Source organism: Kitasatospora sp. NPDC093679 (assembly GCF_040683455.1).
Classification (GTDB): Bacteria; Actinomycetota; Actinomycetes; order Streptomycetales; family Streptomycetaceae; genus Kitasatospora; species Kitasatospora arboriphila.
In genome coordinates this window covers 65,442-83,349 of record NZ_JBFBDW010000014.1, presented here as the reverse complement: position 1 = coordinate 83,349, position 17,908 = coordinate 65,442, and the positions used below count along the sequence as shown (strand labels likewise).

At 75.2% G+C, this 17,908-nt stretch carries 15 protein-coding genes; 10 read left to right on the top strand and 5 right to left on the bottom strand.

Annotated elements, in window-relative coordinates:
* The first annotated feature begins 33 nt into the window (after nt 1–33).
* The gene (gene pruA, locus AB0O09_RS14860; protein WP_363542037.1) at nt 34–1,662 is read left to right on the top strand and encodes an L-glutamate gamma-semialdehyde dehydrogenase; all 1,629 of its coding nucleotides are present in this window, start codon (nt 34–36) and stop codon (nt 1,660–1,662) included.
* Between the two features lie 90 nt (nt 1,663–1,752).
* Entirely contained in the window at nt 1,753–2,682 is a 930-nt protein-coding gene (locus AB0O09_RS14855) for a proline dehydrogenase family protein (protein WP_363542036.1), read from the top strand.
* Between the two features lie 277 nt (nt 2,683–2,959).
* Here the strand turns inward: AB0O09_RS14855 and AB0O09_RS14850 are convergent, their stop codons facing one another.
* Complete coding sequence (locus tag AB0O09_RS14850; protein ID WP_363542112.1) at nt 2,960–4,192, bottom strand: TerD family protein; 1,233 nt, start codon at nt 4,190–4,192, stop codon at nt 2,960–2,962.
* A gap of 165 nt (nt 4,193–4,357) precedes the next feature.
* Here AB0O09_RS14850 and pepN point away from each other — a divergent pair, with 165 nt between their 5' ends.
* Nucleotides 4,358–6,844, top strand: a complete 2,487-nt coding sequence (gene pepN / locus AB0O09_RS14845; protein WP_363542035.1) for an aminopeptidase N — start codon at nt 4,358–4,360, stop codon at nt 6,842–6,844.
* A gap of 57 nt (nt 6,845–6,901) precedes the next feature.
* Here pepN and AB0O09_RS14840 read toward each other — a convergent pair whose 3' ends face one another.
* A complete protein-coding gene (locus tag AB0O09_RS14840) occupies nt 6,902–7,867 on the bottom strand; it encodes a hypothetical protein (RefSeq protein ID WP_363542034.1) in 966 nt (321 codons plus the stop codon).
* Between the two features lie 275 nt (nt 7,868–8,142).
* Between AB0O09_RS14840 and AB0O09_RS14835 the strand changes: the two genes are divergently transcribed.
* Nucleotides 8,143–8,640 (top strand): SsgA family sporulation/cell division regulator, encoded by a 498-nt coding sequence (locus AB0O09_RS14835; RefSeq protein WP_363542033.1) that lies wholly within the window; start codon nt 8,143–8,145, stop codon nt 8,638–8,640.
* A gap of 25 nt (nt 8,641–8,665) precedes the next feature.
* Here the strand turns inward: AB0O09_RS14835 and AB0O09_RS14830 are convergent, their stop codons facing one another.
* A complete protein-coding gene (locus AB0O09_RS14830; protein ID WP_363542032.1) occupies nt 8,666–9,997 on the bottom strand; it encodes a GAF domain-containing protein in 1,332 nt (443 codons plus the stop codon).
* Between the two features lie 358 nt (nt 9,998–10,355).
* Between AB0O09_RS14830 and AB0O09_RS14825 the strand changes: the two genes are divergently transcribed.
* Nucleotides 10,356–10,979 carry a phosphatase PAP2 family protein gene (locus AB0O09_RS14825; RefSeq protein WP_363542031.1) on the top strand — a complete coding sequence of 208 codons (624 nt, stop codon included), beginning with the start codon at nt 10,356–10,358 and terminating at the stop codon, nt 10,977–10,979.
* A 76-nt stretch (nt 10,980–11,055) separates the two neighbouring features.
* Here the strand turns inward: AB0O09_RS14825 and AB0O09_RS14820 are convergent, their stop codons facing one another.
* Nucleotides 11,056–11,688, bottom strand: a complete 633-nt coding sequence (locus tag AB0O09_RS14820; RefSeq protein WP_344621995.1) for a response regulator transcription factor — start codon at nt 11,686–11,688, stop codon at nt 11,056–11,058.
* Nucleotides 11,685–12,980, bottom strand: a complete 1,296-nt coding sequence (locus tag AB0O09_RS14815; RefSeq protein ID WP_363542030.1) for a sensor histidine kinase — start codon at nt 12,978–12,980, stop codon at nt 11,685–11,687. The genes AB0O09_RS14820 and AB0O09_RS14815 overlap by 4 nt, the downstream gene beginning before the upstream one ends.
* Nucleotides 12,981–13,152: 172 nt before the next feature.
* On the opposite strand from AB0O09_RS14815, the gene AB0O09_RS14810 reads away from it, so the two are divergent.
* The 5 genes from AB0O09_RS14810 (at nt 13,153) to AB0O09_RS14790 (ending at nt 17,901) form a co-directional block, all read left to right on the top strand.
* Nucleotides 13,153–14,229, top strand: a complete 1,077-nt coding sequence (locus AB0O09_RS14810; protein WP_363542029.1) for an FtsX-like permease family protein — start codon at nt 13,153–13,155, stop codon at nt 14,227–14,229.
* On the top strand, nt 14,226–14,909 hold the full coding sequence (locus AB0O09_RS14805; RefSeq protein ID WP_363542028.1) for an ABC transporter ATP-binding protein: 684 nt from the start codon (nt 14,226–14,228) through the stop codon (nt 14,907–14,909). The genes AB0O09_RS14810 and AB0O09_RS14805 overlap by 4 nt, the downstream gene beginning before the upstream one ends.
* 165 nt (nt 14,910–15,074) lie before the next feature.
* A complete protein-coding gene (locus AB0O09_RS14800) occupies nt 15,075–15,953 on the top strand; it encodes a PhzF family phenazine biosynthesis protein (RefSeq protein ID WP_363542027.1) in 879 nt (292 codons plus the stop codon).
* Between the two features lie 124 nt (nt 15,954–16,077).
* A complete protein-coding gene (locus AB0O09_RS14795) occupies nt 16,078–17,199 on the top strand; it encodes a TIGR03364 family FAD-dependent oxidoreductase (RefSeq protein WP_363542025.1) in 1,122 nt (373 codons plus the stop codon).
* 24 nt (nt 17,200–17,223) lie between these two features.
* Nucleotides 17,224–17,901 carry a phosphonatase-like hydrolase gene (locus AB0O09_RS14790; RefSeq protein ID WP_363542024.1) on the top strand — a complete coding sequence of 226 codons (678 nt, stop codon included), beginning with the start codon at nt 17,224–17,226 and terminating at the stop codon, nt 17,899–17,901.
* Nucleotides 17,902–17,908 lie beyond the last annotated feature (7 nt).

Genomic DNA, 17,908 nt, shown 5'->3' with positions numbered 1-17,908 from the left:
CCGACCCATGACGAGAAGGAGAGCGTGCGCGCCATGGATGCTGTGACCCAGGTCCCCGCGCCGGTGAACGAGCCGGTCCACAGCTACGCCCCCGGCAGCCCGGAACGGGCCCGCCTGGAGGCGAAGCTGAAGGAGCTGGGTGGCCAGGAGCCGCTCCAGCTCACCATGACCATCGGCGGCGAGCACCGGATGGGCGGCGGCGACGAGATCCACGTCGTCCAGCCGCATAATCACGCCGCCCGCCTCGGCACCCTGCGCAACGCGACCCGGGACGACGCGAAGGACGCGGTCGAGGCCGCCCTCGCCGCCGCCCCGGCGTGGCAGGCGCTCTCCTTCGACTCCCGCGCCGCGATCTTCCTCAAGGCCGCCGACCTGCTGGCCGGCCCCTGGCGCGAGACCCTGGCCGCCGCCACCATGCTCGGCCAGTCCAAGACCGCGCAGCAGGCCGAGATCGACACCCCCTGCGAGCTGGTCGACTTCCTGCGCTTCAACGTGCACTTCGCCCGGCAGATCATCTCCGAGCAGCCGATCTCCTCGGACGGCGTGTGGAACCGCAGCGACCACCGCCCGCTGGAGGGCTTCGTCTACGCGATCACCCCGTTCAACTTCACCGCGATCGCCGGCAACCTGCCGACCGCGCCCGCGCTGATGGGCAACGTGGTGATCTGGAAGCCGTCCCCCACGCAGCAGTTCGCCGCGCACTACCTGATGCAGCTGCTGGAGGCCGCCGGCCTGCCCAAGGGCGTCATCAACATGGTCACCGGCGACGGCCTGGCCGTCTCCGAGGTCGCCCTCAAGCACCCCGCGCTCGCCGGCATCCACTTCACCGGCTCCACCGCCACCTTCCAGCACCTGTGGCGCGAGGTCGGCACCAACATCGCCGGCTACCGCACCTACCCGCGGATCGTCGGCGAGACCGGCGGCAAGGACTTCCTGGTCGCCCACCCGTCCGCCGACAAGGCCGTGCTGAAGACCGCGATGACCCGCGGCGCCTTCGAGTTCCAGGGCCAGAAGTGCTCGGCGCTCTCCCGCGCCTACGTCCCGGCCTCCCTGTGGGCCGAGCTGAAGGACGAGTTCCGCGACGAGGTCGAGTGGCTCACCATGGGCGACGTCTGCGACCTGTCCAACTTCATGGGCGCCGTCATCGACGAGCGCTCCTTCGCGAAGAACAAGGCCGCGATCGACCGCGCCAAGGCCGACCCGAAGGTCGAGGTCCTGGCCGGCGGCACGTACGACGACTCGGTCGGCTACTTCGTCCGCCCGACCGTCCTGGTCTGCGAGGACCCGGCGAGCGAGTACTTCCGCGACGAGTACTTCGGCCCGATCCTCGCCGTGCACGTCTACCAGGACGAGAAGTACGACGAGATGCTGGCCCAGATGGAGTCCGTCGCCGCGTACGCCCTGACCGGCTCGATCATCGCCCAGGACCGCGAGGCCGTGCAGCACGCCATGCACGTGCTGCGCCAGGCCGCCGGCAACTTCTACATCAACGACAAGCCGACCGGCGCCGTCGTCGGCCAGCAGCCCTTCGGCGGCGGCCGCGCCTCCGGCACCAACGACAAGGCCGGCGCCAAGCAGAACCTGATGCGCTGGACGTCCACCCGCTCCATCAAGGAGACGTTCGTCCCGCCGACGGACTACCGCTACCCGCACATGGGCTGACACCCCGTTGCACCTCCGGGACGGCGGCCGGCACCCCGGGCCGCCGTCCCGCCCTCTCCACCACTCCGGAAGAAAGCCCAGGAGTCACCGATGCTCCGTTCCGCCCTCCTCGCAGCGTCCCGTTCCCCGCAGGTGCGCACCGTCGTCGAGAAGTTCCCGCCGACCCAGGCCATCGTCAAGCGCTTCGTCGCCGGCGAGACCCTGCAGCAGGGCATCGACGCCACCGCCGAACTGGTGGCCAGCGGCCGCCGGGTGACCCTGGACCACCTCGGCGAGGACACCGCCGACGCCGCCCAGGCGGCCGGCACCGCGGAGGCGTACGAGCACCTGCTGGCGGCCCTGGCGGAGACCGGCCTCGCCGCGAACGCCGAGGTCTCGGTCAAGCTCTCCGCGGTCGGCCAGTTCCTGCCGGCGGACGGCGAGAAGATCGCGCTGGAGAACGCCCGGCGGATCTGCGAGGCCGCCGCCGCGGCCGGCACCACGGTGACCCTCGACATGGAGGACCACACCACCACCGACTCCACCCTGGAGATCGCCCGCGAGCTGCGCGCCGACTTCCCGTGGCTCGGCGTCGTCCTCCAGGCCTACCTGCGCCGCACCGAGGCCGACTGCCGCGACCTGGCGCACGCCGGCTCGCGCGTCCGCCTCTGCAAGGGCGCCTACAAGGAGCCCGAGTCGGTCGCCTTCCAGGGCAAGGAGCAGGTCGACCTCGCCTACGTCCGCGCGCTCAAGGTCCTGATGGGCGGCGAGGGCTACCCGATGATCGCCAGCCACGACCCGCGCATGGTCCGCATCGCCGGCCAGCTCGCCGAGTGGAACAAGCGCGACACCGACAGCTTCGAGTACCAGATGCTGTACGGCATCCGCCCCGAGGAGCAGCTGCGCCTCGCGGAGGAGGGCAACACCATGCGCGTCTACCTGCCCTACGGCCAGGAGTGGTACGGCTACTTCATGCGCCGCCTCGCCGAGCGCCCGGCGAACCTGACCTTCTTCCTGCGCGCCATGGCCACCCGCGGCTGATCGCACCGTCCGCCGCGGGGGATGTGGGACCGGCCGACAGCTGCCGGCCGGTCCAAGGAGGGGACGGGCGTGTGGGCGCCCGTCCCCTTCGTCATGCCGTGCTGCGGGCCCGCCGGGCCCAAGCTGCGTGTTCAAAAGCCGGGGGAGACCTGCGCAGTCGGGATGCGCGCGGCGGTACGCATCAGGGCTCGGCCCGTGCCCTCGTGACACCCACCCCCGGATCGCGCAGTTCCCCGCGCCCCTGAGTGACCCCCCGAGCGCGTTCGAAGACACGTCCCTAGAGCATGCGGGCCGCGGGGTCGACCATGCCGCGTGCGGTCTTGGCGTCGACGTACTCCTCGAGCGCGGTCATCACCCACTCGCCGGAGAACTGGCGGACCAGCTTGCACATGGCCACGCCGGTGCGCGACTCGGCGTGGGTGAGGTCGAAGCGGACCAGCTCCTGGCCGCTGCCCGCGTCCAGCAGACGGCAGTAGGCGTTCTTGACGTCGGTGAACTTCTGGCCGGAGAAGGAGTTGACGACGAAGACCAGACCGCACACCTCGGGCGGCAGCCCGTCCAGGTGGACGGTGATGGACTCGTCGTCCCCGGCGCCGGCACCGGTGAGGTTGTCGCCGGAGTGCGCGATCGCGCCGTTGAAGATCGACAGCTTCATGAACCAGGCCGTCTCGATCTTCTTGCGCTGCGCGTCGAAGGCGATGCAGGAGGCGTCCAGGTCGACGTTGCGGCCGCGCCCCGCAGGCTCCCAGCCGAGGCCCATCCGCACGGCGGACAGGAACGGCTTGCCGCCCTTCTCCAGCGAGACCGAGCCGCCCTTGGTGAGGCTGACCCGGCCTTTGTCCAGGGTCACCTTGTTCATCGAAGGCGCAGCAGGCGCAGCAGGAGCGGGCGCAGCGGCCGCCGGGGGTGCCGAGGGCTGCGGCGGCGCGGCGGGCTTCTGCATGTCCTGTGCGGGAGGGGCCTGCAGGGGCGGCGCGGCGGGCATCGGCGGCGGCGCCGCGGCGGCCGCCGGACCCGGGTCCTCCACGTTGACGCCGAAGTCGGTGGCGATACCGGCCAGGCCGTTCGCGTAGCCCTGGCCGACCGCGCGGACCTTCCACACGCCGCCGCGCCGGTAGACCTCGACGACCACCAGGGCCGTCTCGCTGCTGAGTCTGGGCGGGGTGAAGGTCACCAGCACCTCGCCGCTGCCGGCGTCCCGCACGGTGGCGGTCGGCTCGGTGCCGGCGAAGGTCGCGCCCGCCTCGTCGAGGCTCGCCGTCACCACGATCTTGTCGATGCCGTCCGGCACCGACGCGGTGTCCACGGTGATCGCGTCGGGCGTGCCGCCGCCGCCCGGCCGGTGGGTGACGCCGGGGCCGTGCGGGGCGTTGAAGAAGACGAAGTCGTCGTCCGAACGGACCTTGCCGGCCTCGGTCAGCAGCAGGCCGGAGACGTCCAGGGCCTTGGGTGCCGTCACCTCGACCGTCACCCGGGCGGCGTTGAGTGGGGCGTTTCCGCCCTGGGTCAGGACCGTGGTCACGGTGCTCCTCCTCGCTCCTCGCGGCGGCCGGGCTTCTTCCCGGCCACCCTAGGACACCCCGGCCGCCGGACGGCGGGTGACCCGCTGTCAGCCGCTTCCCGCTGTGAGAGAACAGGGCTTGTCGCACCCGCCCGGCTGGGAAAGCATGCTGGAATGCCAGCACTGCAACGTTCCGAGGCCGCCGTCCGTGCCCAGCTGCTCGACGTGCGCTCGTACTCCGTCGACCTCGACCTCACCCGGGGCGAGGACCTCTTCCGCAGCGCCACCGTGATCCGGTTCGGTTGCGCGGAGCCCGGGCAGGACTCGTTCGTCGACGTCAACCCCGCAGCGCTGCTGCGCGCCGAGCTGAACGGGCGGCCGCTCGACCCCGCCGCCCTCGACGGCAACCGCCTCGTGCTGCCCGGGCTGGCCGCCGAGAACGAGCTGCTCGTCGAGGCCGACATGGCCTACTCGCGCACCTGCGAGGGCCTGCACCGCTTCGCCGACCCGGCCGACGGCGCCGTGTACGTCTTCGCGAGCCTCGGCCCCGACCTCGCGCCGCAGATGTTCGCCTGCTTCGACCAGCCGGACCTGAAGGCGCCGTTCACCGTTACCGTCACCGCACCGGACGACTGGACGGTCATCGGCAACGGCACCTCCGCCCGGCTGCCCGACGGCCGCTGGGAGATCGCCCCGGTCGGCCCGGTCTCCACCTACCTGGTGACCGTGGTCGGCGGCCCGCTGCACGCCGTCCGCACCGAGCACGACGGCATCCCGCTCGGCCTGTACGCCCGCCGCTCGCTCGCCGCCGAGCTCGACCGGGAGGCCGAGGAGCTGTTCGAGGTCACCCGGGCCTCCTTCGACCGGCTGCACGGCCTCTTCGACGAGCGCTACCCGTTCGGGACGTACGACCAGGCCTTCGTCCCCGAGTTCAACTGGGGGGCGATGGAGAACCCGGGCTGCGTGGTCTTCCGCGACGAACTGCTCTTCCGCTCCGCGCCGACCGAGGCGCAGCGCGAGATGCGGGCCATGGTGGTCTGCCACGAGATGGCGCACATGTGGTTCGGAGACCTGGTCACCATGGCCTGGTGGGACGACCTGTGGCTGAACGAGTCCTTCGCCGAGATGCTCGGCTACCGGACGGCCGCCGACTCCACCCGCTTCACCGGCGCCTGGACCTCCTTCGCGGTCAAGCGCAAGGGCTGGGGCTACGACGCCGACCGGCGCGGCTCCACCCACCCGGTCGCCGCCGTCGGGATGGGCTCGGTCGCCGAGGCGCTGGTCAACTTCGACGGCATCTCGTACGCCAAGGGCGCCTCGGCGCTGCGCCAGCTCGTCCACTGGCTGGGCGACAAGGCCTTCTTCGCCGGCCTCAACGCGTACTTCGCCGAACACCGCTGGGGCAACGCCGACCTCGCCGACTTCCTCGCCGCGCTGAGCGCCGCCGGCGGCCGGGACGTGCCCGCCTGGGCCGAGGCCTGGCTGCGCACCAGCGGCGTCGACACGTTGCGCCTGGAGGTCGAGGCCGAGGGCGACGTGCTCGCCTCGGTCGCCCTGGTCAACGACGGCATCCGCCCGCACCGGGTGAAGGTCGGCGTCTACGACCTGGCGGACGGCGCGGTGGTGCTCCGCGGGCGGATCGACGCGGAGGTCGCCCCCGGCGGCCGCACCCCGCTGCCCGAGCTGGCCGGCGCCGCCCGCCCGGCGCTGCTGCTGCCCAACGACGGCGACCTCACCTGGGCGCTGATCCGCCTCGACGAGCACTCCGCCGCGACCGTCGGCAGCTCGCTCTCCCGGATCGAGGACGGGCTCGCCCGCGCGGTGCTCTGGGAGCACGCCCGTGACCTGGTGCGCTCCGCCGAACTGCCGGCCGCCGGATACCTGCGGCTGGTCGCCGACCACCTGCCCGCCGAGACGGCGGTGACCATCGTCGAGGCGGTGCTGAAGTTCGCCGCCGAGCACGTCGTCGCCCGCTACCTCGACCCCGCCGACCGGCCCGCCGCGCTGGCCCTGGTCAACGGCGCCGCCCGTGCGGTGCTGGCCCGGCCGGACGCCGGGGAGAGCCTGCGGATCGCCGCGCTGCGTGCCGCCGTCGCCACCGCCGCCGGCCCCGAGCGGCTCGCCGAACTGGCCGGCTGGCTGGACGGCCGCGACCTGCCCGGCGGGGTGCCCTTCGACACCGAGCTGCGCTGGGCCGTGCTGGTGCAGCTGGCCGCCGCGGGCGAGGCCGACGAGGAGCGGATCGCCGCGGAGCTCGCCGCCGACCCCAGCAACACCGGTGAGCAGGGCGCCGCCCGGGCCCGCGCCGCGCTGCCCGACGCGGCCGCCAAGGAGCGCGCCTGGCAGGCGATGTTCACCCCGGACGGGCTCTCCAACCACCTGCTCGTCGCCACCGCGGACGGCTTCTGGCGCTCCGGCCGGCCGGACCTCCAGCAGGCCTACATGCGGCGGTACTTCGAGCAGATGCCGGCGGTGGGTGCGCGCGGCGGCGCGGTCGTGAAGGCGCTCGGCCACTCGCTCTTCCCGGTCGGCCTGGCGCTGTCGGGCACCGTCCGGGCGGCCGAGGCGTGCCTGGCCCGCACCGACCTCACGCCCACCGTCCGCCGGGTGCTCGCCGACGAACTGGACGACCTGCGGCGGGCGGTCGCCCACCGGGCCTGACCCGCCCGGACGGCTCCGTCCCCCGCCCGGGGACGGAGCCGGCTGCGGGGCACCCGGTCAGGAGCTCCGAGGCCGCTCGAAGACGCCGCGGACGGCGACCGCCCGCGGATCGCGGCCGTACGGGACGAACGCCGAGGCGCTCCAGACCTCCTGGGCGGTGTCCGCGGGCCGGCCGCCGGGCAGCCGGGTGCCGAGCACCTCGAAGGTGTACGTGCCGGGCTCGACGTCCAGCCCGGGCTGCAGGGTGTACCGGTGGACGAGGACGCCGTGCTCCTGGGAGACGGTGGTGACCACCCCCGGCAGGCTGGTCCACGGCGCCGTGCCCGGCAGCACGGCCGGACGCTGCAGCCGCAGCTCCACCTGGAGCGCGGTCATCGGCTCGCGCACCTCCAGCACCAGGGTGTGCCGGGTACCGACCGGGCCGATCAGTTCGACGCCCGCCCGGCCGGAGAGCGGCTCGATCCCGACCGGCTCGTCCGGGGACGGGCCGCCGGTCGACAGGGTCGGGCCGGGCCGGGTCGGCCCCGGGGCGGCGGGCCGCGCGTCGGTCGGCTGCGGGGAGGGCGAGGTGCCGGCCGTGCCGGTCGTCGTGGAGCCGGACGGCGAGGGCGAGCCGCTCGGTGCCCCCGCGGACGGCGTGCCGCCCGAGGACGCCGCCGCCGAAGGGCGCCCGGAGGCGGCCGCGGGCGCGCTGCCGGTGTGGGTGCTGCGGGTCGGCGCGGTGGGCGCGGTGTGCACGGTCTCCGCCACGGGGGCGGTGCTCGCGGTGCCGTGTCCGTCCTGGCTGGGCAGCGGCGGGCTGGCGCCCACGTTCGACATGCCCGGCCGGCGCCCGATGCCCTGCTGCTCGTTCAGCAGCCAGGTCGTGGCGATGCTGATGCCGACCACGGTGGACATCGCCACCGCCGCACCCGAGAAGCGGATGGTGGGCAGCCGGAACCTGCCCCCGATCGGTTTGGGCCGGCTGTGCCGTCCGTACCGGACGGCCGTGCGGACCGGCCCGGTGTCCTCGCGGAGCGCCACCGGCTCCCCTCCTCCCCACCCGACGCCGTTGCTCCCGGGCTCGCCACGGGCCCTGGGCCGCAGTGACAAGGGCACGAATGTAGCAGCGGTGACCGCGGTCTCCGCCAGTCCCGGAACGCAACGGATGTGTTAACCGTAATGACGTACTGTGTCGGATAACTGACGCACCGTCCAATCGGGCGGTCACCCGATCGCTGCAACCTCTTGCAACCGTTGCCGCGCGCGCCCGCGTGCCGCAGGCTGGAGCGAACCCCAGCCGCCTCGGAGAGACCGTCATGCCGCGCGACCCGCTGTCCGTACCCTCCGACCCGATCGCCGCCACCCCCACGGGCGACGACCCGGGCCGAGCCGGCACCGCACGAGCGGTGCTGGACGAGGTGATGACCCTGCGGATCGCACTGGACGACGACCAGGTGGGAGAGGTGCGTACCCGGTTCCGGTACGACACCGAGCGGCCCTGCGAGGTGCTGCTCACCTTCCACCTGGGCCGTCCCGACGAGGCGGACTGGGTGTTCTCGCGCGAGCTGCTGCGCGACGGGCTGGACGCGCTCAGCGGACAGGGCGACATCAAGCTGTGGCCGGCGTACTGTCCCTGCCACGGCTCCACCCTGCACGTCGCGCTGGACTCCCCGCACGGCAGCGCCCTGCTGGAGGCCTCGTTGCCGCGGGTGCGGGCCTGGCTGGAGCGCACCTACGCGCTGATCTCCGCCGACGAGGAGCTGGGCGCCGGCCCCACCGACGCCGAGCTCGCCGCGCTCCTCGCCGCGGGCTGACCGGCGGGCGCCCCTCGGGGGCCGCTCAGGCCGGCAGGCGGGCGGTGCCGGCGTGGAGGGCGGCGCGGAGGTCGCGGACGGCCGGGGCGGAGGAGGTCGCGAGCAGGTCCAGCGGTTCCGTCGGGCCGTCGACCGTGACGGCGGCGGAGGCGGTCAGCCGGTACGGGCGGTGGTCCAGCAGGGCGCCCAGGTAGCGCCGCAGCCGGGAGAGTTCGGCGCGGACGGTGACGGTGCGGGCCCGGTCGCCGAACAGCCCCTCGGCGAGCTGGGCGGCGCTCAGGCCGGTGCGGTGCACCGCGAGCAGCAGCAGCACCTCCGCGTGCCGCGGGCTGAGCACGTGCGACCAGCTGCCGGCCCCGCCGGAGACGTGCAGTTCGGGCCGTCCGGGCTGCCGCAGGTCGAGCCGGATCCGGGCGCCGGTGCTCAGTTCGTCGATGCCGGCGGCCGAGGTGCCGAGCGGGCGGACCAGCCAACCGCCGCCGAGCGGCTCCACCGCGCACTCGCCGAGCGTCGGCAGCCACTCCACCGGCCGGCTGCCCCAGCCCTCGGCGGGCAGCCGCAGCCGCTGCACCGGCGGGACGCCGACCGCGGCGGCCGTCCAGCCGGCCCCGTCGACGACCAGGGCCGGGCCGCTGACCCGGGCGAGCAGGCCGGTGGCGAGGGTGCGCAGGCGGTGCAGCGACTCCAGCTGGGCGGCCCGCAGTTCGGTCTCGGCGAGCCGGGCGGCGGTGGCGGTCAGCCGCATCAGGTGGGGCTGCACCTGGTGGGCGGGCCCGCTCAGGTCGAGGATGCCGAGCAGCCTGCCGGTGCGCGGGTCGCGGACGGGGGCGGCGACGCACGTCCAGGAGTGGTGGCTGCGCAGGTAGTGCTCGGCGGAGTGGACCGCGATCGGCCGCTCGGTGCGCAGCGCCATGCCGATGCCGTTGGTGCCGACCTCGTCCTCCGTCCAGCGGGCGCCCGTCTCGAAGCCGATGTCGTCGGCGTTCCGGCGCAGGTGGCGGGCGCCGTCGAGCCAGAGCAGGTGGCCCTGGGGGTCGGTGACGGCGAGCAGGACGGGCGCGTCGTCCGAGGCGAGCAGGGTGGTGCGGAGCATCGGCAGGACGGTGTCGAGCTGCGACTCGCGGCGGCGGTGCTGGACGTCGGCGACGCCGATCCGGCGGACGTTGCGGCCCGCGTCCGGGTCGAGGCCGAGCCGGCGCAGGCGTTCCCAGGAGTCGGTGATCTCGGGTCTGGGGACGGGGCCGGCGAAGTCGGCGTCGTGCGGGCCGCTGCCGAGGACGAGGTCGTAGGTGGTGGTGAGGGCGGCGGTGGAGATCGGTGCGCGGTGGTTCCGGGCAGGCCGGTGCGTACTGCGCATGCCCATCACCCGCCCCTCGTCGACTCTCCCCGGTCCGCAGACAGGGTAAGGCTGCTCGATCTGGACATGCCGAGGGAGTCGGAATTCTCATTTTTCCCGTCCGGGATCGGCCATGATGGCCGGTTCGTGTGGTTGCGGGGGCCGGACGGCGACGTGGATGTCCGCCGCGTGCACGGGTGGTGACGTTGCGTCAGGGATTGCGCCCGGGGCGCGCGGGGCGGGCGTGCGGGCCGGCGTGCGGAGGGTGCGGCGGCGGGGCGTCCGGCGGTCGTCTACAGTCGTGTCGACCGTCTACACCTGTGTAGACGATTGCGGTGTCCCCGCCAGGCGCCGCTGCACACGCACCGGAGGTCCGCCGATGACACCTGCACTGCTCGCCTACGACGGGAGCGGGATCGACGGCGGTCTCTACACCCGGGTCGTCGGCTGGGCGGCCTCCGCCCCGGCCTGGCTGGACGGGCTGATCGCCGACTGGTCGGCGCTCGGGCTCGGCGTGTTCGCCCTGCTCATGCTCGGCGGCTGGTGGCGGGCGAGGGGCGCCGCACCGGAGGTGATGGCCCGGGCGCTGGCCGCCCCGGTGGTGGTGGTCGCCGCGTACGCCGCCGACACCGTGTTCAAGTCGGCCGTCGAGGAGGTCCGGCCGTGCCGGCAGCTCGCCGTCCGGGCCACCCTGGAGGGCTGCCCGGCCGCCGGCGACTGGTCCTTCCCCAGCAACCACACGGTGATCGCCTTCGCCGCCGCGGCGGCGCTGTGGACGGCGGACCGGCGGCTCGGCGCGGTGGCGCTAGTCGCCGCCGTGCTGATGGGCGCCTCCCGGGTCTGGGTGGGCGTGCACTACCCGCACGACGTGCTGGCGGGCGCCGTGATCGGGGTGGCCGCGGGCGTCCTGCTCGGGGCTGCCGCGGGCCGGGCCGCGCCGCTGGTCGAGCGGGCCCGGGCGGGGCGCCTCGGCGGGGTGCTCGGCGTGGGCGCCCCGGCCTGAGAACCGCGCCCCCACCCCCGGCCCCCGGCTTCCGGTCCCCGGCGCCGGGGGCCGCGGCGTCCCGGCCTCCGGGCGGTCAGCGGCGGATGAGGCCGCGGGTGGTGGCGGCGGCGACGGCGGCGGTCCGGGAGTCGACGCCGAGCTTGGCGTAGATGTGCACCAGGTGGGACTTCACGGTGGCCTGGCTGATGTGCAGTTCGCGGGCCACGTCCAGGTTGGCCAGGCCGCGGGCGACCAGCTCCAGGACCTGCACCTCGCGCAGGCTGAGCGCCGTCGCGGGGGCGCGCATCCGGTGCAGCAGCCGGTCGGCCACCGCCGGGGCGAGGGCGGTGCGCCCGGCGGCCGCGTCCCGCACGGCGGCGGCCAGTTCGGCGGGCGGCGCGTCCTTCAGCAGGTAGCCGGTGGCTCCCGCCTCGATCGCGCTCAGGGTGTCGGCGTCGCTGTCGTAGGTGGTCACCACCAGCACCCGGGGCGCCCCCGGCCGGGCGGTGATCTCGGCGGTGGCCTGCGAGCCGTTCATCCCGGCGCCGAACTGCAGGTCCATCAGCACCACGTCGACCGGCTGCTCGGCCGCGAGCCGGACGGCCTCCTCGGCGGTGGCCGCCTCGGCGACGATCACCAGGTCCGGTTCGGTCTCCAGGACGGCGCGCAGCCCGGCCCGCACCACCGGGTGGTCGTCCGCGAGCAGCAGCCGGATCGGGGCGGTCATACCCGCTCCTCCTGCGCCTCGCGCGCCGCCGGCACACCCCGGTCCGCAGGCTCCGCGGGGGCCGTCGCGCCGCGGTGGGCGGCGGGGGCGGGCAGCGGGAGCTGGGCCGCGACCGCGGTGCCCTGGCCCGGCGCGGACTCCACCGTCAGGCTGCCGCCGAGCGCCTGCACCCGGTGCCGCATCGCGGCCAGCCCGAAACCGCCGCCGTCGTCGCCGTGGCTGCCGCCGTTGCCGTGGCTGCGGTCGGCGACGGCCGCGGGGTCGAAGCCGGAGCCGTCGTCGACCACGTCCAGCGCCACCTCGGCGCCCATGTAGCTGAGGGTCACCTCCACCTGCCGGGCGCCGGCGTGCTGCGCAGCATTGGCGAGGGCTGACTGGGCCACCCGCACCAGCGCGGGCTCGAACGGGCCGGGCAGCGGCGCCGGGGAACCGGAGAGCGTGAAGTGCACCGGCAGCCCGTACCGCTCGGCGGAGGTCGTGCAGAGCCGTTCCAGGGCGGTGGCCAGCGGCAGCCCGTCCAGCACCGGCGGGGCCAGCTCGCGGACGAAGCGCCGGGCCTCCGCCAGGTTGTCCTGGGCGGCCTCCCGGGCCACCCGGACGTGCCGTTCGGCGGCCGCCGGGTCGGCCGGCAGGGCGCGCTCGGCGGCGCGCAGCAGCAGCTGGATCGAGGACAGGCCCTGCGCCAGGGTGTCGTGGATCTCGCGGGCGAGCCGCTCGCGCTCGGCGAGCACCCCCGCCGCGTGGTCGGCCGCCGCGAGGTCGGCCCGGGCGGCGCGCAGCTCGTCGATCAGCCGCCGCCGCTGCTCGCTCTCCCGGTACAGCGCCTGGTAGCCGAGCACGGTCGCGGTGGCGACCGCCGCGCCGAGCACCGGGCCGATGAAGACGGCCGCCTCCAGCGTGCCCTGGTGCAGCGCGAATCCGCCGGCCGCGGCCAGTGCGGTGGCGAGCACCGCGGCGAGGCCCGCCCGGCGCGGCAGCAGGTGCAGCTGCACGAAGTACAGCGGGAAGGCCAGCCACACGCCGTCCCGGCTGACCGCCAGCAGCGTCAGCCAGACGGCGCCCAGCGCGGCCAGCCACAGCGCGGTGGCCGCCCGCCGCCGGCCCACCGCAGGGGTGAGCGGACCCGCCGCGTACACCGCGCCCGCGGCCAGTGCGGCGAGCACCGCGCGCGGCGCGTCCGGGCCGCCGCCGTGCACCGCCCGGGCCGCCGCCAGCGCCAGCAGCCCGGCGACCAGCAGGTGCAGGCAGTGGTTGACGACACGCAGCACGGGGGTCAGGGCACGGGGGTTCATGGTCCTTCCACGGTACCGGGCGACACCCCGCCGACCGATCGATCAAAAGGTTGATTCCGGTCACCGCCCTTCGATTCCGGAGGATCGAACCGCGGCGCGATGTGAAGGCGAGGCGCGGTGGCGAGAGTGGATCCCGTCCACCGGAACCACCGCGGAAGGAGCCCGCGCCGTCATGTTCGTCGCCTGGAGGGACCTGAGGTTCGCCAAGGGCCGGTTCGCCCTCATGGGGGCGGTGGTCGTGCTGATCACCGTGCTGGTCGGGCTGCTGTCCGGCCTCACCGCGGGCCTCGCCCGGGGCAACGTCTCCGCCGTCACCGGACTGGACGCCGACCACCTGGCGTTCGCCGCCCCGGCCGACGGACGGGGGCCCTCTTTCGGGGACTCCGTCCTCCCCGAGCGGAGCTGGCAGCAGTGGGCGGCGGTGCCCGGCGTCCGCGCCGCCGAACCGCTCGGCATCACCACCGCCAAGGCCACCGCCGGCAGCCGCTCCACCGCGGTCTCCGCCTTCGGCAGCCGCCCCGACGCCGGCCTCGCCCCACAGCCCGTGCAGGACGGCACGGCCGTGCTCTCCGCCACCGCGGCCGAGGACCTCGGGGTGCGCACCGGGGACACCGTCCTCCTCGCCCGCCGCCCCCTCACGGTCGCCGCGGTCGCGGGGGACGCCGCCTACAACCACACCCCGGTCGTCTGGACGGGCCTCGCCGACTGGCAGGCGATCGCCCCCGGCGCCGCCGGGGACGGGCCGCACGCCACGGTCGTCGCCCTGCGCACCGGCCCCGGCACCGACCTCGCCGCCGCCGACGCCCGGCTCGGCACCCGCACCCTGAGCCGCGGCGACTCGCTCACCGCGATCGGCGCCTACACCTCGGAGAACGGCTCGCTGCAACTCATGCGCGGCTTCCTGTTCGCCATCTCCGCCCTGGTGATCGGCGCCTTCTTCACCGTCTGGACGATCCAGCGGACCGGCGACATCGCCGTCCTCAAGGCGCTCGGCGCCTCCACCCGCCGCCTCACCGGCGACGCCCTCGGCCAGGCCGCCGTCCTGCTGGTGCTCGGCACCGCGCTCGGCAGCGGCATCGCCGCCGTGGCCGGCGCCGCCGTCTCCGGCACCGTGCCCTTCGTCCTCGACGCGCCGACCCTGCTGCTGCCCGCCCTGGTGATGGTCGCGCTCGGCTCCGCCGGCGCCGCCCTCGCCGTGCGCCGCATCACCGCCGTCGACCCGCTGACCGCCCTGGGGAGCACCCGATGAGCCTCCACATCTTCGACGTCACCCTCAGCTACCCCGACGGCGACGGCCGCCTCACCGCCCTCGACCGGGTCGGCCTGGACGTGCCGCGCGGCTCGCTCACCGCCGTGGTCGGCCCGTCCGGCTCCGGCAAGTCCAGCCTGCTCGCCGTCGCCGCCACCCTGATCACCCCCGACAGCGGCCGGGTCCTCGTCGACGGCACCGACACCGCCGGCCTCACCGCCGCCGGACGCGCCGAACTGCGGCGCGACCGGATCGGCATCGTCTTCCAGCAGCCCAACCTGCTGCCCTCGCTCACCGCCGCCGAACAGCTCCAGCTGATGGCCCACCTCGCCGGCCGCCCGGCCCGTGCCGCCCGGGCCCGCGCCCTCGACCTGCTCGACGCGGTCGGCCTCGCCGACCTCGCCGACCGGCGCCCCGGCAGGCTCTCCGGCGGCCAGCGCCAGCGGGTCAACATCGCCCGGGCACTGATGAACGAACCGCGGGTGCTGCTGGTCGACGAACCGACCAGCGCCCTCGACCACGAGCGCGGCGCCGCCGTCGTCGACCTGCTCGCCGCCCTCACCCGCGAGCGCTCCACCGCCACCGTGCTCGTCACCCACGACCGCACCCACCTCGCCGCCGCAGACCAGGTCGCCGAGGTACGGGACGGACACCTGCGGGTGCTTGCGCAGGAAAGGTGATCCCCCACGCGCCCCGAGCTGACAACGGCCCGAATTGCCGCGGCGACCGCTCCCCGATTGCGCAGTTCTCCCCCAGCCTTCGGCCGGGAGGTGCCCCCACGCGCCCCTGGGTGGTTGCTGCCATCCCTGAAACGGTGGTTGCCGGGGGGCGGGTGCCGTGCTGGGGTGGTGGTCGAGGACGGGGGGTCGGCGGTGGTGGTCGTGCGGGTCTGTCTGCGGGACGGGCGCGGTGGCAGTCCGACGGCGGTGGTGGTCGGGGCCGAGGCGGGGGAGGCCGTGGGGCGGGACGTGGCCGTTCGGGCGGGGGCCTCGCATGCCGTGTTCGTGTCGGTGGGGGACACCGGGCCGGGCGGTCGGGAGGTGGCGTTGCGCTTCTTCACCGCCGCGGGGGAGCTGCCCGCGTGCGGCCACGGGACGCTGGCGGCGCTGGCCCTGCTGGCCGAGCGTGCCGGGGGCGGGGAGCTGCGGGCCGTCGTGCGGACGGCGGCCGGGGTCTTCGCAGGTCGGGCGGCCCGGGTCGGCGGCGTGCTCACGGCCTCGTTCGACGTCGGGGCCGTCGAAGTGTGCGGGCCCGCGGCGGCCGGTGCGTTCGACGAGGTGCTGGAGGCGCTCGGTCTTCCGCCCGGCGGGCCCGCGGGGGGTGCCCGGGTCGCCTCGGCGGGGCGGCCGCGGCTGCTCGTCCCGGTGGCCGGCCGGTCCGAACTGGCCGCGCTCGCCCCGGACGCCGACCGGCTCCGGGCGGCCTGCGACCGGCTCGGCCTGCTGGGCTGCTACGTGTACAGCCCGCCGACCGCCGAGGGCCGGCTGGCGGCCCGGATGTTCGCCCCGTCGATCGGCGTCCCCGAGGACATCGCCAACGTCAACAGCACCGCGTGCGTCGCCGCCCGTCTGGCCGGGGCCGGTGTGCCCTCCGTCGCGGTCGACATGGGTGACGCGCTCGGCGCCCCCGCCACCGTCACGGCCGCGCTGCGGGGGAGCGGGCCCGGGGCCGCCGTGCGGGTCGGCGCCGAGGCGGTGGTCGAGCGCACCGTCCGTCTGCGCTGACGGCTGGTCCGGAGCCGCGTCCGGGGACGACCGACGCATCTTGTCTGTACAACTTTGCGGCCGGTTCATCTCCGGGCCGCCGACCGGACGACCCTCCGACACCCGGGCGCCCGAGGCTGGCCGCATGAGAGTCATCGTCGTAGGAGCCGGGGTGCTCGGCACCATGCACGCCTGGCACGCCGTCGAGCGCGGCCACGAGGTCGTCCACCTGGAACGCGAGGCGGAGGCCCGTGGCGCCTCCGTCCGGAACTTCGGCCTGATCTGGGTCGGCGGCCGCGCCCGGGGTGAGGAGCTCGCCACCGCACAGCGCGCCCGCGAGCTGTGGCAGCGGATCGGCGAGCGGATCCCCGGCCTGCACTTCCGGGCCAACGGCTCGCTCACCGTGCTGCGCACCGAGGCCGAACTCGCCGTCGCCGAGGAGGTGGTGAAGGGCGAGGAGGCCGCCGGACGCGGCTTCCGGCTGCTCGACGCCGCCGAGACCCGGGCCGTCAACCCGGCCCTGCGCGGCAACCACCTCGGCGCCCTGCACTGCACCCGCGACGCCGCCGTCGAACCCCGCGCCGCCCAGCCCGCGCTGCGCGCCGCCCTGGAGGCCACCGGCCGCTACACCTTCCTGCCCGGCCGCGAGGTCCGCGAGGTGATCGGCAGCTCCGCCGTCCGCGACGACCACGGCCGGGTGCACGCCGGCGACCTCGTCCTGCTCTGCACCGGTGCCTGGACGGGCGGCCTCGTCCGCGAACTCGCCCCCGAGCTGCCCGTCCGCCGCGTCCGGCTGCAGATGATGCAGACCGACCCGCTGGACGAGCCGCTCACCACCTCCGTCGCCGACGGCGACAGCTTCCGCTACTACCCCGCCTACGCCGGCACCGCCCTGGACGCCCTGAAGGCCGGTCAGCCGCAGGGCGCGACCGCCGCCGAGCACCGGATGCAGCTGCTCGTGGTCCAGCGCACCGACGGCGGGCTCACCATCGGCGACACCCACGAGTACGAGCAGCCCTTCGGCTTCGACACCGTCGAGGAGCCGTACGAGCACTTCACCGCCGTCGCCGAGGCCCTGCTCGGGCGGCCGCTGCCGCGGATCCGCCGCCGCTGGGCGGGCGTCTACGCCCAGTGCCTCGACACCACCCGCGTCGTCCACCGCGAGCGGATCCGCGACGGCGTCTGGCTGGTCACCGGGCCCGGCGGCCGCGGCATGACCTGCTCCCCGGCCATCGCCGAGACCACCGCCGACCTCGCCGAGCTGTAAGCCGAGCCGTAAGGAACACCCCGCATGAGCACCGACATCCGCCTCGTCGTCCTCGACATGGCCGGCACCACCGTCGCCGACGGCGGCCTGGTCGAGCGGGCCTTCCGCGCCGCCGCGGCCGAACTCGGCGTCGCCGACGGCAGCGCCGAGCACGCCCGCATGCTCGACCACGTCCGCGCCACCATGGGCGAGTCCAAGATCTCCGTCTTCCGCCACCTCTTCGGCGACGAGGACCGCGCCCGGCAGGCCAACCGCTCCTTCGAGGCCGCGTACCACGACCTCGTCGACGCCGGGCACTGCAGCCCGCTGCCCGGCGCCGCCGAGGCGATCGGGCGGCTGCGCGGCGCCGGCCTGAGGACCGTCCTCACCACCGGCTTCTCCCGTGCCACCCAGGACCGGATCCTCGCGGCGCTCGGCTGGCAGGACATCGCCGACCTCACCCTCTGCCCCGCCGACGCCGGCCGCGGCCGCCCCTACCCGGACATGGTGCTGACCGCGCTGCTGCGCACCGGCACCGACTCCGTCCGGCAGGTCGCCGTGGCCGGGGACACCGGCTACGACATGCTGACCGGCACCCGGGCCGGTGCCGCCGTCGTCGCGGGCGTCCTCACCGGCGCCCACGAGGAGCAGCGGCTGCGTGCGGACGGTGCGACCCACGTGCTGGCCTCGGTGGCCGACCTTCCGGAGCTGCTCGGCGTCTGACGGCGGG

Bases quoted from the DNA above. Each gene is read 5' to 3' on its own strand.
- pruA (WP_363542037.1), top strand. From the start codon at position 34: ATGGATGCTGTGACCCAGGTCCCCGCGCCGGTGAACGAGCCGGTCCAC.
- AB0O09_RS14855 (WP_363542036.1), top strand. From the start codon at position 1,753: ATGCTCCGTTCCGCCCTCCTCGCAGCGTCCCGTTCCCCGCAGGTGCGC.
- pepN (WP_363542035.1), top strand. From the start codon at position 4,358: ATGCCAGCACTGCAACGTTCCGAGGCCGCCGTCCGTGCCCAGCTGCTC.
- AB0O09_RS14835 (WP_363542033.1), top strand. From the start codon at position 8,143: ATGCCGCGCGACCCGCTGTCCGTACCCTCCGACCCGATCGCCGCCACC.
- AB0O09_RS14830 (WP_363542032.1), bottom strand. From the start codon at position 9,997: ATGCGCAGTACGCACCGGCCTGCCCGGAACCACCGCGCACCGATCTCC.
- AB0O09_RS14825 (WP_363542031.1), top strand. From the start codon at position 10,356: ATGACACCTGCACTGCTCGCCTACGACGGGAGCGGGATCGACGGCGGT.
- AB0O09_RS14820 (WP_344621995.1), bottom strand. From the start codon at position 11,688: ATGACCGCCCCGATCCGGCTGCTGCTCGCGGACGACCACCCGGTGGTG.
- AB0O09_RS14815 (WP_363542030.1), bottom strand. From the start codon at position 12,980: ATGAACCCCCGTGCCCTGACCCCCGTGCTGCGTGTCGTCAACCACTGC.
- AB0O09_RS14810 (WP_363542029.1), top strand. From the start codon at position 13,153: ATGTTCGTCGCCTGGAGGGACCTGAGGTTCGCCAAGGGCCGGTTCGCC.
- AB0O09_RS14805 (WP_363542028.1), top strand. From the start codon at position 14,226: ATGAGCCTCCACATCTTCGACGTCACCCTCAGCTACCCCGACGGCGAC.
- AB0O09_RS14795 (WP_363542025.1), top strand. From the start codon at position 16,078: ATGAGAGTCATCGTCGTAGGAGCCGGGGTGCTCGGCACCATGCACGCC.
- AB0O09_RS14790 (WP_363542024.1), top strand. From the start codon at position 17,224: ATGAGCACCGACATCCGCCTCGTCGTCCTCGACATGGCCGGCACCACC.